This window comes from Sphingomonas jeddahensis, assembly GCF_001981525.1.
GTDB classification, from domain to species: Bacteria; Pseudomonadota; Alphaproteobacteria; order Sphingomonadales; family Sphingomonadaceae; genus Sphingomonas; species Sphingomonas jeddahensis.
On sequence record NZ_MPSB01000006.1, the window covers coordinates 70,241 to 84,097 of the forward strand.

15 protein-coding genes, 1 pseudogene and 1 other annotated feature are annotated in these 13,857 nt (G+C 65.9%); of the genes and pseudogenes, 9 read left to right on the plus strand and 7 right to left on the minus strand.

The genetic code is table 11. The features are described 5' to 3' along the window. Positions 1 to 71: 71 nt before the first annotated feature. The gene (locus SPHI_RS08325) at positions 72 to 1,064 is read left to right on the plus strand and encodes a retroviral-like aspartic protease family protein (RefSeq protein WP_096348741.1); all 993 of its coding nucleotides are present in this window, start codon (positions 72 to 74) and stop codon (positions 1,062 to 1,064) included. A 178-nt stretch (positions 1,065 to 1,242) separates the two neighbouring features. On the opposite strand, the gene SPHI_RS08330 is transcribed toward SPHI_RS08325, so the two are convergent. The 4 genes from SPHI_RS08330 to SPHI_RS08345 form a co-directional block, all read right to left on the minus strand. Continuing rightward, complete coding sequence (locus tag SPHI_RS08330; RefSeq protein WP_076744462.1) at positions 1,243 to 2,580, minus strand: ammonium transporter; 1,338 nt, start codon at positions 2,578 to 2,580, stop codon at positions 1,243 to 1,245. A gap of 12 nt (positions 2,581 to 2,592) precedes the next feature. Next, the gene (locus SPHI_RS08335) at positions 2,593 to 2,931 is read right to left on the minus strand and encodes a P-II family nitrogen regulator (RefSeq protein ID WP_076744565.1); all 339 of its coding nucleotides are present in this window, start codon (positions 2,929 to 2,931) and stop codon (positions 2,593 to 2,595) included. Positions 2,932 to 3,062: 131 nt separating this feature from the next. After that, complete coding sequence (locus SPHI_RS08340) at positions 3,063 to 3,263, minus strand: putative signal transducing protein (RefSeq protein WP_076744463.1); 201 nt, start codon at positions 3,261 to 3,263, stop codon at positions 3,063 to 3,065. A gap of 56 nt (positions 3,264 to 3,319) precedes the next feature. Then, on the minus strand, positions 3,320 to 3,874 hold the full coding sequence (locus tag SPHI_RS08345; protein ID WP_076744464.1) for a pyridoxamine 5'-phosphate oxidase family protein: 555 nt from the start codon (positions 3,872 to 3,874) through the stop codon (positions 3,320 to 3,322). A gap of 112 nt (positions 3,875 to 3,986) precedes the next feature. On the opposite strand from SPHI_RS08345, the gene SPHI_RS08350 reads away from it, so the two are divergent. Together SPHI_RS08350 and SPHI_RS15495 are read left to right on the plus strand one after the other, a co-directional pair. Continuing rightward, the gene (locus SPHI_RS08350) at positions 3,987 to 4,169 is read left to right on the plus strand and encodes a type II toxin-antitoxin system CcdA family antitoxin (protein ID WP_233130806.1); all 183 of its coding nucleotides are present in this window, start codon (positions 3,987 to 3,989) and stop codon (positions 4,167 to 4,169) included. Then, a pseudogene (locus tag SPHI_RS15495) lies at positions 4,169 to 4,441 on the plus strand (CcdB family protein); the annotation flags it as partial. The gene SPHI_RS08350 and the pseudogene SPHI_RS15495, both read left to right, overlap by 1 nt. 28 nt (positions 4,442 to 4,469) lie before the next feature. Here the strand turns inward: SPHI_RS15495 and tldD are convergent. Further along, a complete protein-coding gene (tldD, locus tag SPHI_RS08360; protein WP_076744467.1) occupies positions 4,470 to 5,894 on the minus strand; it encodes a metalloprotease TldD in 1,425 nt (474 codons plus the stop codon). A 243-nt stretch (positions 5,895 to 6,137) separates the two neighbouring features. Then, a complete protein-coding gene (locus tag SPHI_RS08365) occupies positions 6,138 to 6,368 on the minus strand; it encodes a zinc-finger domain-containing protein (protein WP_076744468.1) in 231 nt (76 codons plus the stop codon). Positions 6,369 to 6,435: 67 nt separating this feature from the next. Between SPHI_RS08365 and SPHI_RS08370 the strand changes: the two genes are divergently transcribed. After that, positions 6,436 to 7,356 (plus strand): ABC transporter ATP-binding protein, encoded by a 921-nt coding sequence (locus SPHI_RS08370; protein ID WP_076744469.1) that lies wholly within the window; start codon positions 6,436 to 6,438, stop codon positions 7,354 to 7,356. Between the two features lie 45 nt (positions 7,357 to 7,401). Here the strand turns inward: SPHI_RS08370 and SPHI_RS08375 are convergent, their stop codons facing one another. After that, on the minus strand, positions 7,402 to 8,331 hold the full coding sequence (locus SPHI_RS08375) for a DUF808 domain-containing protein (RefSeq protein ID WP_076744470.1): 930 nt from the start codon (positions 8,329 to 8,331) through the stop codon (positions 7,402 to 7,404). Positions 8,332 to 8,606: 275 nt separating this feature from the next. Between SPHI_RS08375 and SPHI_RS08380 the strand changes: the two genes are divergently transcribed. The 5 genes from SPHI_RS08380 to SPHI_RS08400 all read left to right on the plus strand — a co-directional run bounded on the left by SPHI_RS08380 (position 8,607) and on the right by SPHI_RS08400 (position 13,738). Then, positions 8,607 to 10,664: a S9 family peptidase gene (locus tag SPHI_RS08380; RefSeq protein ID WP_076744471.1), complete on the plus strand. Its 2,058-nt coding sequence runs from the start codon at positions 8,607 to 8,609 to the stop codon at positions 10,662 to 10,664. A 202-nt stretch (positions 10,665 to 10,866) separates the two neighbouring features. After that, positions 10,867 to 11,427, plus strand: coding sequence for a DedA family protein (locus SPHI_RS08385; protein WP_076744472.1), 561 nt, complete (start codon positions 10,867 to 10,869; stop codon positions 11,425 to 11,427). Beyond that, on the plus strand, positions 11,424 to 11,825 hold the full coding sequence (locus SPHI_RS08390; protein ID WP_076744566.1) for an acyl-CoA thioesterase: 402 nt from the start codon (positions 11,424 to 11,426) through the stop codon (positions 11,823 to 11,825). The genes SPHI_RS08385 and SPHI_RS08390 overlap by 4 nt, the downstream gene beginning before the upstream one ends. Beyond that, on the plus strand, positions 11,822 to 12,931 hold the full coding sequence (locus SPHI_RS08395) for an FAD-dependent oxidoreductase (protein ID WP_096348742.1): 1,110 nt from the start codon (positions 11,822 to 11,824) through the stop codon (positions 12,929 to 12,931). Before SPHI_RS08390 ends, SPHI_RS08395 begins: the two co-directional genes overlap by 4 nt. Positions 12,932 to 12,976: 45 nt before the next feature. Beyond that, positions 12,977 to 13,738: a ZIP family metal transporter gene (locus SPHI_RS08400; protein ID WP_076744473.1), complete on the plus strand. Its 762-nt coding sequence runs from the start codon at positions 12,977 to 12,979 to the stop codon at positions 13,736 to 13,738. Positions 13,739 to 13,791: 53 nt separating this feature from the next. After that, positions 13,792 to 13,847 (plus strand) — a sequence feature (sul1 is cis-regulatory element that is thought to sense ions involved in sulfur or methionine metabolism; They are found in Alphaproteobacteria). Positions 13,848 to 13,857: the final 10 nt, after the last annotated feature.

Here is a 13,857-nt window from a genome sequence, read left to right on the forward strand (position 1 = left end):
TATCATTCCCGGCATGGGGAGGGGAATAGCCGCAGGCTGGCGGAGGGGCGTTTCCCCCAACGATCCGCTCCATGGAAGCGCGCCTCCTCCACATCCTCATTGACAAAGGTCCGGATCGGGCGCTTCCCTCTGCCATGCGCCGCTGGCTCGCCCTGCCGCTCCTCGCACTGCTCGCCAACAATGCGCAGCAACCCACAGCGGCGCCAGCGCCCGTCACCAATCCTGCCGCGCCCCCGCTCGCCGATCAGCTTGCCTTCGGCGACGAGGGGCCGCGGATGACGGTGCCGGTACAGATCGCCGGCGCCGGGCCTTTCGAATTCATCATCGACACCGGTGCGCAGCGCACCGTCATCAGCCGCGAACTGGCCGGCCGGCTCGGCCTGCCTACCGGCCGCACCGTTCGCCTGACCGGCATGACGGGCACGCAGGATGTCCGCACCGTCGTCATCCCCTCCATCTCGGTCAGCACATTGGGCGGCGAGCGGATCGAGGCGCCCGCACTTGCCGCCGCGCATCTCGGCGCCTCGGGCATGCTCGGCATCGACGCGCTCCAGGGCCATGCGCTGGCGATCGACTTCGATGCGCAGCGCATGACCGTTACCCCAGCGCGCAAGCGTGGCGAGCGGGTGCGCCGTGCCCCCGACGAGATCGTCATCCAGGCCAAAAGTCTGTTCGGCCAGCTCGTCGTCACCGATGCGCGCGTCGCGGGCGAGCGGGTCCGCGTGATCCTCGACACGGGCAGCGTGGTGACGGTGGGCAATCTGGCGCTACGCAAGCGACTGGCGAAGCGCGGCAAGGTCTCGCCAATCACGCTGATCAGCGTCACGGGTGGGCAATTGGTCGCCGATTACGGCTCGGTGCGCTCGGTCAAGATCGGCGACGTCGAGATCCAGGACATGCCCGTCGCCTTTGCCGATGTGCCGCCGTTCCGCGCCTTCGGGCTGGAGAACAAGCCGGCGATCCTGCTCGGCATGGACGTCCTGAAATCCTTCACCCGCGTCCAGATCGATTTCGCCAATCGCGAATTGCGCCTGAGCCTCCCGCGCGGCGTGCGGCGCGGTTGAATCCACCAGTCACCCCGGCCCTGAGCCGGGGGCCGCCTTCTTGTTCCCCGCCGGAAGGTAGCGGGTTCCAGGATCTCACCATGAACGAAAAAAGGGCCCGGTACTTTCGTACCGGGCCTGAGTGCGTCCGCAGGAGGAACATCGTGAGGGGGCCGGCGGCAACCGGCCCCCAAATTCATCAATAATTGTAGGCGCGCTCGCCGTGTTCGCCGAGGTCGAGCCCTTCGCGCTCCACCTCTTCGCTGACGCGCAGCCCCGTCACCACCTTGGCGATGGAGAAGGCGATGGCGGAACCGACCGCCGCCCAGGCGAGCGAGATCACCACCGCGATCACCTGGGTCATCAGCTGCGGCCCGAGTGCGTAATCCGCCGCTCCCGGCCCGCCGAGCCCCGGCAGCATGGTGAAGGCGGTGCCGATCGAACCGACGATCCCGCCCAGCCCGTGGATGCCGAAGGCGTCGAGCGAATCGTCAAGGTTGAGCTTCGGCTTCACCGAGACCACGAACCAAGCGCAGACCACCGCGGCGATCGCGCCGAGCAGGATCGCGCCGAACGGCCCCGAATTGCCCGCAGCCGGCGTCACCGCGACCAGGCCGGCGATGGCCCCCGAACAGGCACCGAGCAGGGATCCCTTGTGGCCCAGCATCCGCTCGGTCAGCATCCAGAACAGCACGCCCGCGGCGGTCGCGACAAAGGTGTTGATCATCGCCAGCGCGGCCGAACCATTCGCCTCCAGCGCGGATCCGGCGTTGAACCCGAACCAGCCGATCCACAGCAGGCCGGTACCGATCAGCGTCATCACCAGCGAGTGCGGCGCCATGATCTCCTTCTTGTAGCCGATCCGCGGCCCCAGGATCACCGCGCCGACCAGCGCCGAGATGCCGGCGTTGATGTGAACCACCGTGCCGCCCGCGAAGTCGAGCGCGGCCGGGCTCCAGTTGAAGAGCAGGCCGTTGCCCGCCCACACCATGTGCGCGATCGGGAAATAGACGATCGTCAGCCAGATCAGCGCGAACACCATCAGTCCGGCGAATTTCATCCGCTCGACGAGGCCGCCGACCACCAGGCTCACCGTGATCGCGGCAAAGGTCATCTGGAAGGCGATGAAAACATATTCCGGGATCACCACCCCGTCGGTGAAGGTCGCCGCGGTCGAAGCGGACGTCACGCCGGCGAGGAACAGCTTGCCGAAGCCGGCGATAAAGGCATTGCCGCCGTCACCAAACGCCATGGTGTAGCCGTAAATCACCCAGATGATCATCGCGAGGCTGGCGACCGCCAAGATCTGCGTCAGCACCGACAGCATGTTCTTGGCGCGCACCAGCCCGCCGTAGAACAACGCCAGTCCCGGCACGATCATCGTCATCACCAGCACGGTGGAGATCATCATCCACGCCGTGTCGCCCTTGTTGGGCACGGGCGTCGCGGCGGCGGCGTCCTGCGCCCAGGCGGGCAGGGCGGCGAAGGGGGCCGCACCGATCCCGACAGCGGCTGCTGCTTTGAAAAACTGCTTCATTCCACCACCCCCTCAGAGTGCCGTGTCATCGGTTTCGCCGGTGCGGATGCGCACCGCCTGGCCGACATCGAGGACGAAGATCTTGCCATCGCCGATCGCGCCGGTGTTGGCGGAGGATTGGATCGCCTCCACCACCCGGTCCGCCAGATTGCCGGCGCACACGACCTCGATCTTGATCTTGGGCACCATGTTGGTGCTGTATTCGGCCCCGCGATAGATTTCGGTCTGGCCCTTCTGCCGCCCGAACCCCTTCACCTCGGTGACCGTCATCCCCGCCACGCCGATCGTGGTGAGCGCTTCCCTCACCTCGTCCAGCTTGAACGGCTTGATGATGGCTATGACCAGTTTCATCGCGCCCCCTTCCGTGATCCCGGGGACATGCCTCGCAACCGCCATGCCAAACGGCTGCGCCACGGTAACGCAGCTCTATTGGGGCTTACCGCGTATCAGTTTTTATGCAGATGCGAGCCGCTGCCCAATAATCAGGCAGATTCGATGATCGCTCGCGCGCGTTCGAGGTCCTCCTCGTCCACCATCAACCGTACTGGGATCAGCAGCCAGCTACCGTCGGCGATCGAGGCACCGGCGTCGAATGCGAGCGCCGGTATGCCCACGCTTTCCAGCCGGCCGACCAGGATGTTAGCGAGGTTGCGATCATAGCGGCCGAGTTCGACAAGGCTCATGCTCGCTCAACGACCCAGGCGCGAAATCGCCCCCGCTGGAGGGGATCGTCAGCGGATCAGCTGGGCAGGGCGTCCGGCTGACGGACCGGCAAGCCATCGATGCTGGTCGCATCGTTGGTCCGCCACCATTGCAGCCGATCCTCGTCGCTATATTTGACGTTGTACTTGTTCAGCGTCTCGCGCGGATGATCCAGTGTCATCTGCGGCACGCCCCAACCGCACGACGTCTGCACTTGATCGATCGCCACGACGAAAATCTGCCGCGTGCCCGGCAGAGGGGTGAATTGCGCGTGCAGCGCCGCCCATTCCGCGTCCTGCGGCAGCACCGCCCGCCCGCGGCCATAGATGCGGAAGATCAGGGCCGGCTGATCAAAAGCGCAGAACATGATCGTGATCCGCCCGTCGGCGAGCAGATGCGCGTTGGTTTCGTTCCCCGATCCGATCACGTCGAGATAAGCGACCGTGCGATCGCCGATGACGCGAAACGTATCCATGCCCTTGGGGCTGAGATTGATTCGCGAGTCCGCTGCGGCGGTGGCGACGAAGAACACCGGCTGGCGGGCGATGAAATCACGATGCGCCTGAGTGAGCGCGGGGAAGAACTCGGCCATGTCGGGTGCTCCTCGTTCACGCATAATGTCCGTGCGCATAGCTTGTGCGCATCAAACATGATCCTATCGCCTCCGGTAAGCGGAAGCCGGCAATCTGTCGATCGATACCGGAATCGTCGCTGCGGCGCGAGAGGCTGGGGTTAACCTATCGCAAGTGAGCGAGGCTGCCATCCGCGCCGCGACTAGTGCGGAGCAGGCACGTCGCTGGAAGGAAGAGAACCGGGAAGCGGTGGACGACTGGAGCCGCTGGCCCGAGCGGAACGGATTGCCATATGCCGAGCATCGGCTCTGGTGATGGTGAGACTACACGTTCACCGCGTGCAAGGCGGCGCGCTCGCGCTTGATTGTCAGTCCGATCAACTCAACCATCTATTGTCGCGTTTTACCGTCCCGCTGCTCCCGCTAGATGAAGCGGGCGCCATAATTTCAGATCTCCACCCAATTTTCGAAGTCCTTGGCGAGCCTTATTTGATGGCGACTCACCTCGGTGGTGCAGTGCCGAGCCGTGCATTGGGATCGCCGATAGCGTCGCTTGTCGAGCACGAGTATGAAGTGCAACGAGCGCTAGACACGCTGACCGGCACCTATCGAGTCTTCAGGCCGCGGTGCCACCCACCGTCAGGCCGCCGACCAGCAGGGTTGGCTGACCGACGCCGGCGGGCACGCTCTGCCCACCCTTGCCGCAGACGCCCACGCCCTCGTCTAGCGCGAAGTCATTGCCGACGCCGAGCACCTTGGTGAGCACGGTGGGCCCATCGCCGATAAGCGTCGCGCCTTTGATCGGGGCGCCGATCTTGCCATTCTCGACCTTGTACGCCTCGGTGCAGGAGAAGACGAACTTGCCCGAGACGATGTCCACCTGACCACCGCCGAACGATTTGGCGAAGATGCCGTTCTTGACGCGCGACAGGAGCTCGGCGGGATCGTCGTTGCCAGCCTTCATGAAGGTGTTGGTCATCCGCGGCATCGGCGCGTGGGCGAACGACTCGCGGCGGCCGTTGCCGGTCGGTTCGACGCCCATCAGGCGCGCATTGAGGCGATCCTGCATATAGCCCTTGAGGAAGCCGTCCTCGATCAGGATCGTCTCGCGTGTCGGCGTTCCCTCGTCGTCGATCGTCAGCGAACCGCGGCGATCACGGATCGAGCCGTCATCCACCACCGTCACGCCGCGCGCCGCGACCCGCTCGCCGATCCGGCCGGAGAAGGCGCTGGTGCCCTTTCGGTTGAAGTCGCCTTCCAGCCCGTGGCCGATCGCCTCGTGCAGCAGCACGCCCGGCCAGCCCGGCCCCACGAGGACGGTGAACTCACCCGCCGGCGCCGCCACCGAATCGAGGTTCACCAGCGCCTGCGCCAGCGCCTCGTCGATCGCCCGGTTCCAAGTCGCAGGCTCGAACAGAGAGCCGTAAAGATAGCGCCCGCCGATCCCGAAGGTGCCCGTCTCGCGCCGGCCGTTCTGCTCCACCACGATTGAGACGTTGAGCCGCACCAGTGGGCGCACGTCGGTGGCGACGAAGCCATCCGGGCGCACGATCTCCACCACGCTCCACGTGCCCGACAGGCTGACCGACACCTGCGCGACGCGCGGATCGCGCGCGCGAGCGGCGGCGTCGATCGTCTGGCACAGGTTCACCTTGTCGGCGAAGGGGACGAGGTCGAGCGGATCGCCGTCGGTGTAGAGCCGCTGGTTGGTTCGGGTCGGCGGGCCCGCCTTTGCGCCAACCGACGGGTCGATCAGCTGCATCGTCTCCGCAGCGCGCTTGATCGCGGCTTCGGAAAGCTCGCTGGCATGCGCAAAGGCCGTCGTCTCGCCCGACACCGCACGCAGCCCGAAGCCGGAATGCGTGTCGTAGCTCGCCGTCTTCAGCCGACCATCGTCAAAGCCGAATGCTTCGGACTTCTTGTACTGCAGGTAGAGCTCGCCGTCGTCCGCGCGGCCGAGCGCGTCAGCGGTGAGCGCCTTTGCGGCGTCGGGGTCGAGCGAGTCGCGGTACAGGAACGAGCGGGGATCGGTGGCGGTCATGCCATTGATGTAGGGTGTTCGTTCGCCAAGGCAAACCACCCAGACATGCCGGGCTTGTCCCGGCATCCAGCCGTCCGCGAGCTCTCATGCCGGAAATGCGCGGCACCCTGAATGCCGGGACTAGCCCGGCATGACGTAGTTGAAAGGGTAAGCAAGCGTCACGGCAGTCGTGACGTCGGACGGCTCGGTCGCTGATGCGCCCGGCGGCCGGTCGATCGGTGGCGCGGACACACGACCTTCGGCTTAGCGGCCCGCACCGTCTCCGTGATCACGCAGTTCCGTCTGGTCCACGCCGTCCGCCGGGCCGCCGATCAGCACGAAACGTCGGTCGCAATAGCCGCAATCGACATAGCCCAATTCGCTGATCTCCAGCCATACGCGCGGGTGGCCGAGGGCGGCGGGGAGACCGTCATGCGCGCCGTCGCAGGCGACGCGGTGGTGCGAGACACGGCTGATCTGGGGCGGCGGCAACATGGCGCGTGCGTTAGCAAGGCGCAGGCCCGCTAGCAATCGTCCCGGCACCGGCCTAACTCGCGAAACCATGACCGACGCTGCGATTGCCATCCACAATTTGTGCAAGACCTATCAGGGCGGCAAGCGCGCGCTCGATGGCGTGACGTTCGACGTGCCGCGCGGGCAGATCTTCGGGCTGCTGGGGCCGAACGGCGCAGGCAAATCGACGCTGATCAACATCCTCGCCGGTCTGGTGAACAAGACCAGCGGCACGGCATCGATCTGGGGATTCGACATCGGTGCGCACCCGCGCAACGCCAAGGCGTCGATCGGGATCGTCAACCAGGAGATATTATTCGATCCGTTCTTCACGCCGATCGAGACGCTGGAGATCCAGGCCGGGCTGTATGGCGTGCCGAAGAAGGAGCGCCGGTCGATGGAGCTGCTGCAGGCGGTGCATCTGGCGGACAAGGCCAATGCCTATGCCCGAACCCTATCGGGGGGCATGAAGCGGCGGCTGATGGTGGCCAAGGCGATGGTCCACCAGCCGCCGGTGCTGGTACTCGACGAGCCGACCGCTGGGGTCGACATCGAGCTTCGCCAGCAATTGTGGGCCTATGTGCGCGAGCTGAACGCCGGCGGCGTGACGGTGGTGCTGACGACGCATTATCTGGAGGAAGCCGAGGAGCTTTGTGACCGGATCGCGATCATCAACCACGGCACGGTGGTGGCGAACGAGCCGACGCGCACCTTGCTGAGCCGCGCACAGGAGAAAGTGGTCGCGGTGACGGTGGAGCGCGACATCGAGGCGCTGCCGCAGGAGGTGTGTTTCCAGAAGATCGCGCTGGTGGGCGAGCGCACGCTGGAGATCACCTATTCCAAGGACCAGGTGAACGCCGGCGAGGTGCTGGCGGCGGTGCAGGGGGCTGGATTCGGGATCGTCGATGTTTCGACGCGCGAGGCGGATCTGGAGGACGTGTTCCTCAGCCTGACGCGGAGTGTCGCCTGATCGAGGTTCGTCACGCCGGGACAAGCCCGGCATGACGAAATAGCCTCAATGCTTCTTGGGCTTGAGGTGGAGCAGGCCGGCGATTACGCCGCCGATGATGATGCCGAGCACGGCGGACAGCGCAGCATTGACCACCCATGAGACGATGCCGCCGATCGCGGGCATCGCCGCCGCAGCATTCGCCGCGGCGTGCTCGATCCACACGGGGATCGGCGTCAGGTGAAATTCGTGCAGCCCGTGAACGATGATCTGGCCTCCGACCCACAGCATCGCCGCGGTGCCGATGATGCCGAGCCATTTGAGCACCACCGGCATCGCCGCCACCAGCCCGCGGCCGAGCGCTTGCGTACCGGCATTGTCCCGCTTGGCCATCGCCAGCCCAACATCGTCCATCTTCACGATCAGCGCGACCACGCCATAGACGCCGACGGTGATCGCCACGCCGACCAGCGCCAGCGCGATCGCCTGGTTGACGATGCTCTGGCCCGCCAGTTCGGCGAGCGCGATGGCCATAATCTCGCCCGACAGGATCAGATCGGTGCGGATCGCGCCCGACACCTGGCGATCCTCCAGCTGCTTGGGATCGGTAAGCTCGCACGCTTCCTCGCCGTGGTGGGCGCCGGTCAGCGCCTCAATCACCTTTTCGGCGCCCTCGAAACACAGGAACGCGCCGCCCGCCATCAGGATGGGGGTGATCGCCCAGGGCGCGAAGGCCGACAGGATCAGCGCTGCCGGCAGCAGGAGGAGCAATTTGTTGCGCAAGCTGCCGAGTGCGATCTTCCAGATGATCGGCAGTTCGCGCGCGGGGCTGAGCCCGGTGACATAGCGCGGGGTGACGGCGGTATCGTCGATCACGACGCCGATCGCCTTCGACCCTGCCTTGGCGGACGCGCCCGCGACGTCGTCGAGGCTGGCCGCGGCCAGCTTGGCCAAAGCGGCAATGTCGTCGAGCAGCGCAACCAGGCCACCAGCCATGCGATACAATCCCTCTGATACCAGCGTCGTGCGCCGTGTCGCCTAACGCGACAGGAGGGGCAAGCGCCGCACCCGGAAACGTTTACACGCAAGAAAAAAGGCCGACCCCGAAAGGGATCGGCCATGAAAGTTTTTAGGAGAGGATGCCTGAAAGGCGTGGTCCTTGTGCATCGCAGCATAATTTGCCGCAAGTGCAAAGGTATTCATACCGCATGCATTTGATGCAATCGTCGGCGATACATCGACTTGGCGCCGAGGCAGGGTAAGGAAGGGGAATGACGCTTTCTCCTCCCGTTGCCGCGACCCGCCCGCATCGTTTTTCCGCCCATGGCGTGACGATCGACGATCCTTGGGCGTGGCTGAAGGATGCCAATTACCCCGATGTGAGCGACCCGGAGGTGCTCGCCTATCTCGAGGCCGAGAACGCCTATTTCGAGGCGGTGATGGCGCCGCACCAGCCGCTGATCGACCGGCTGTACGAAGAGATGAAGGCGCGCATCAAGGAAGACGAATCGTCGGTGCCGCAAAAGGACGGGGATTGGCTGTACTGGACCGCGTTCGAGACCGGCGGCCAATATCGCAAATGGTGGCGCAAGCCGGTCGCCGGCGGGCCAGACGAATTGCTGCTCGACGAGCCGGCGCTGGCCGAGGGCAAGGAATATTTCCGGCTGGGCGCGTTTGCCGTGTCCAACGATGCGACCAAGCTGGCCTATGCGATCGACGACAATGGCTCCGAACGCTTCACCATATATGTGAAGGACCTCGCCACCGGTGACCTGCTGCCCGACACGATCCCGGGCATGCTGTCCGACATCGTGTGGACCGCCGATGACACGGGTTTTCTTTATGGCCTCGCCAACAAGGAATGGCGCACCGACAATGCCCGGCTGCACCGGCTGGGCACCGATCCCGCCGAGGACGTCGAGCTCTATCATGAGGATGACGAAGGCTATCGCGTCGCCGTGGCGGAGACTAGCGACCGGCGTTGGATCGTCATCGGCACCGGCGATCACGTGACCAGCGAAGTACGGCTGCTCCCCGCCACCGATCCGCTTGCGAAGCCGATCCTTGTCGCCCCGCGTCAGCCGGGCCGCGAATATGATGTCGAGACGCATGGCGACACGCTCTTCATCCATACCAACGATGTGGATCCGATGTGGCGGCTCGTCACCGCCCCGATCACTGCCCCGGGCGAGTGGACCGAGCTGATCGCGCCCGATCGCCATTTCTACATGACCGGTGTCGAATGCTACCGCGACTTCTTCGTCGTGGAAGGGCGTAGGGATGGGCTCGATCAGGTCGCCATTCACCGCTACGACGCGCCGACCGTGGCGGAGCCGATCGCCTTCCCCGAGGCGAGCTACGCCGCCGGTCTGGGCGACAATCCCGAATATGACATGACGGTGCTGCGCATCGGCTATGAATCGATGGTCACGCCCGGCACCGTCTATGATTATGATGTCGCCACGCGCGAACTGACGATCCTCAAGGTGCAGGAAATCCCTTCCGGCTATGATGGGGACAGATATCGTACCGAGCGGCTGCACATCGCCGCGCGCGACGGCACGCAGGTGCCCGTCTCGATCGTCTATCCTGCGGACTTTCCGAAGGACGGCAGCCGGCCGTTGTTCCTTTATGCCTATGGCGCCTACGGCCATGCCATCCCGCCGGGCTTCTCGACCGGACGATTGAGCCTCCTCGATCGCGGCTTTGCCTATGCCATCGCGCATATCCGCGGCGGCGACGATCTCGGGCAGCAATGGTATCATGACGGCAAGCTCGCCAAGCGGACCAACACCTTCACCGATTTCGTCGATGTCGCGCGCGGGCTGATCGAGCAGCGCTGGACCAGCGAGGGGCGGATCGCGATCGCCGGGCGTTCGGCGGGCGGCGAGCTGATGGGGGCGGTGGTCAATTCCGATCCCGAGCTGTGGGGCGCGGTGATCGCCGACGTGCCGTTCGTCGATGTGCTCAACACGATGATGGACGATAGTCTGCCGCTGACGCCGGGCGAATGGCCCGAATGGGGCAATCCGATCACCGATCCAGCTGCCTTCCAGCTGATCCGCAGCTACAGCCCGTATGACAATGTTCGAGCGCAGGATTACCCGCCCTTGTTCATCTCTGGCGGGCTCAACGATCCGCGCGTGACCTATTGGGAGCCGGCGAAATGGGCGGCGAAGCTCCGCGCCACCAAGACGGACGATAATGTGCTGCTGCTCAAGACAAACATGGGCGCGGGGCATGGCGGCAAGTCCGGCCGGTTCGAGAGCTTGCGCGAGGCGGCGGAGGAACATGCCTTCGTGCTGTGGCAATTGGGCGTGGAGGGGTGAGGACGGCGCGTCTCGGTTTTGCAGGCGGTCGGCCCGACCCACATCGTCGTCCCGGACTTGATCCGGGATCCAACTCTCAACGGGCGCTGCCGCTTTCCAATCCAGCCGCAGCGCTCGCGGCACCATGGATCACGGATCAAGTCCGGGATGACGGCGCGAACGGGTCGGCGGTCGGGGATCCGTCCATGGCCGGCGCATTGAGTTGACCATCGAAGCGATCATCGCCCGCTGGGGCGTCGCAGCGGTATTCGCTGGTGCCATGCTGGAGGGCGAAACCGCGGTGATCGCGGGCGGGCTGATCGCGCACCAGGGGCTGATCGCCTGGCCGCTCGCGCTCGCTGCGGCGGCGCTGGGTTCGTTCCTAGCCGATCAATTCTTCTTCGCCGCCGGCCGCCGCTATCGCGACCGCCCGCTGGTGCAGCGCTGGATCGGCAAGCGCGCCTTTGCCAAGGCGCTGCAATTGCTCGAACGCTATCCCACCGGCTTCATCTTCGCCTTCCGATTTCTCTATGGTTTCCGCACCGTCAGCCCGATCGCGATCGGCACCAGCCAGGTTCCGGCATCGCGTTTCCTCGCGATCAACGGCATTGCCGCGTTCGTCTGGGCGGCGCTGTTCACCGGGCTTGGCTATTGGTTCGGCGAGGCGGTGACCGAGATGGCGGGGCGGCTGCGGCCCAGCCGGCATACCTTGCTGATGGGGGTGGCAGTGCTGGGCGGCGGTTTCGCGCTGTTTCAGATCGTGCGATGGTGGCGCACGCGATGACCTTCACGACCAGCTTCACCGCCGCGCCCGACGACATCGATGAACTCGGCCACGTCAACAATGCCGTGTGGGTGCGCTGGATCCAAGATCTCGCCGTGGCGCATTGGGACGCGGTCGCGCCGGCCGAGCACCGCGAGGCGTTCGTGTGGGTCGTGACCCGACACGAGATCGATTATCGCGGCAATCTCGTCGTCGGCGGCCGTGCGAGCGGGGAGACGTGGGTGCCCGAACCGCCACGCGGCGCGCGCTTCGATCGCCATTTCCGCTTCACCGGAGAGGATGGGCGCGTGCTTGTCGAAGGTGTCACCACCTGGGCGATGCTCGACCGCGCCAGCGGGCGGCTGGTGCGCATCCGTCCGGAGGTGGCGGCACCTTTCTTCGACGGCATGCCTGAATGATCCTCCCCCGTCGGCAGTTGCTGGCTGCCGCGCCGCTGCTGTTGCCCGCCTGCACCGTGTCACGCCCCCGCGCGGCCGCCGCCGCGCCCGCCTGCCTGCCGCGGGTGCACGTCGCGCCGGAACGGGTCATCCGCACGATCGCGGGCTTGCGGCCGTATCGCGCCTCCGGCTTCGTGGTGCGGGCCGATCGGCTCGACGACAAGAAGATCGTGCACAATTACGGCCATGGCGGCGCCGGCATTACCCTGTCGTGGGGCACGTCGCGGCTGGCGATCGACCTTGGCCTGCCGGGCCATGCCGGGCCGGTTGCGGTGCTCGGCGCGGGCATCATGGGGCTGACCACCGCCCGATTGTGCCAGGAGGCGGGCTATCAGGTGACGCTGTATGCCAAGGCGCGGCCGCCGCACACCACGTCCAACATCGCGGGCGGGCAGTGGGAGCCGGCGAGCCATTTCGCCGAGGAGGCGGTGACCCCGGCATGGCGCGATCAATATGCCCGCGCGCTGGATTACAGCTGGCGGCGATTCCAGATCATGGTCGGCGACGATTACGGCATTCGCTGGGTGCCGACCTACCAGCAGACCGGGACGCCGCCGGGACAGCCGCAGGCGCTGGCGCGCTACATGCCCGGCCTGCACTATCTGGATCGCGCCGCGCATCCGTTTCCGATCGACGGCCATGTCATCCGTTTCGACACCATGTATGCCGAGACGGGGCGGTTGCTGCGCAAGCTGGAACAGGACGTGCTGATCGCCGGCGGCACGATCGTGGCGCGCGATCTCGCGACGCAGGCTGATGTCGCCGCCTTGCCCGAGCGGCTGGTGTTCAACTGCACCGGGCTGGGCGCTGCCGCCTTGTTCGGTGACGCCGAACTGGTGCCGGTCCGCGGGCAATTGGCGGTGCTGCTGCCGCAGCCCGAGGTGCGCTACGCCTTTGGCGGACGGATGGGCTATATGTTCCCGCGCGCCGACGGCATCCTGTGCGGCGGCACGTTCGAGAAGGGCGAATATGCGGCCGAGCCGCAGCCCGACGATATCAACCGCATCCTGTCGCGCCATGCCGCCTTTTTCGGTGGATTCCGGTGCGGTGCGGGTCAGGCAGGATAGCTTTTGCCGGAGCGGCGTTTCCCCCTTGGAACGGCAGGAGCGGCGATGCAGGGCGTTTGGGGAGCAGGCTTCTGGGGCGCGGTGGGCGGATCGGCGCTGGTGCTGGGCGCGGCGATCGCCTGGATTGCCTCGCTGCCGCAGCGGCTGATCGCGGCGATCATGGCGATCGGATCGGGCGTGCTGATCTCCGCCGTCGCGTTCGACCTGATGGACGAGGCGTTCGAACAGGGCGGGTTCGATTCCACCGCGATCGGATTCCTCGGCGGGGCGGTGATCTACACCGCGGCGAACATCATTGTGTCGCGGCGCGGCGCGCGGCACCGCAAGCGTTCGGGCTCCAATCCCGATGCGCGGCAGCCGCATGCGGAGGCGAGTTCGGGCGTGGCGATCGCGATCGGCGCGCTGCTCGACGGGATCCCCGAATCGATCGTAATCGGCGTCAGCCTGCTCGACGGCGGCGGGGTTAATGCGGTGACCGTCGCGGCGGTGTTCCTGTCCAACGTGCCCGAGGGCCTGTCGAGCGCGGCGGGAATGAAGAAGGCTGGGCGAAGCGCGGCCTATGTGTTCGGCGTGTGGGGCGGGATCGCGCTCGCATCCGGCGTGGCGGCGATGATCGGCAATGTCGCGCTGGCGGGCGCCAGCCCCGATGCGATCGCCGCCGTCACCGCGCTGGCCGCGGGAGCGATCCTGGCGATGCTGGTCGACACGATGATCCCCGAGGCGACCGAGGCGACGCATGATTATTCGGGGCTGATCGCCGTTACGGGTTTCCTGCTGGCGTTTGTTCTGTCCAAATCGGGCGGCTGAGCCATCGCGACTTGAACTCGCCGCACGGTTGCGGCTAAGCAGCACGCCATTCGCAAGGACCCGGTGCAACCCCGGGTGGCTATCCCGGCCGCCGATCCGCCGGGCAACTCGCACATGTT

What these genes read in the sequence shown, in the direction of transcription:
- SPHI_RS08325 (WP_096348741.1), top strand. Translation starts at nt 72, where the DNA reads ATGGAAGCGCGCCTCCTCCACATCCTCATTGACAAAGGTCCGGATCGG.
- SPHI_RS08330 (WP_076744462.1), bottom strand. Translation starts at nt 2,580, where the DNA reads ATGAAGCAGTTTTTCAAAGCAGCAGCCGCTGTCGGGATCGGTGCGGCC.
- SPHI_RS08335 (WP_076744565.1), bottom strand. Translation starts at nt 2,931, where the DNA reads ATGAAACTGGTCATAGCCATCATCAAGCCGTTCAAGCTGGACGAGGTG.
- SPHI_RS08340 (WP_076744463.1), bottom strand. Translation starts at nt 3,263, where the DNA reads ATGAGCCTTGTCGAACTCGGCCGCTATGATCGCAACCTCGCTAACATC.
- SPHI_RS08345 (WP_076744464.1), bottom strand. Translation starts at nt 3,874, where the DNA reads ATGGCCGAGTTCTTCCCCGCGCTCACTCAGGCGCATCGTGATTTCATC.
- tldD (WP_076744467.1), bottom strand. Translation starts at nt 5,894, where the DNA reads ATGACCGCCACCGATCCCCGCTCGTTCCTGTACCGCGACTCGCTCGAC.
- SPHI_RS08365 (WP_076744468.1), bottom strand. Translation starts at nt 6,368, where the DNA reads ATGTTGCCGCCGCCCCAGATCAGCCGTGTCTCGCACCACCGCGTCGCC.
- SPHI_RS08370 (WP_076744469.1), top strand. Translation starts at nt 6,436, where the DNA reads ATGACCGACGCTGCGATTGCCATCCACAATTTGTGCAAGACCTATCAG.
- SPHI_RS08375 (WP_076744470.1), bottom strand. Translation starts at nt 8,331, where the DNA reads ATGGCTGGTGGCCTGGTTGCGCTGCTCGACGACATTGCCGCTTTGGCC.
- SPHI_RS08380 (WP_076744471.1), top strand. Translation starts at nt 8,607, where the DNA reads ATGACGCTTTCTCCTCCCGTTGCCGCGACCCGCCCGCATCGTTTTTCC.
- SPHI_RS08390 (WP_076744566.1), top strand. Translation starts at nt 11,424, where the DNA reads ATGACCTTCACGACCAGCTTCACCGCCGCGCCCGACGACATCGATGAA.
- SPHI_RS08395 (WP_096348742.1), top strand. Translation starts at nt 11,822, where the DNA reads ATGATCCTCCCCCGTCGGCAGTTGCTGGCTGCCGCGCCGCTGCTGTTG.
- SPHI_RS08400 (WP_076744473.1), top strand. Translation starts at nt 12,977, where the DNA reads ATGCAGGGCGTTTGGGGAGCAGGCTTCTGGGGCGCGGTGGGCGGATCG.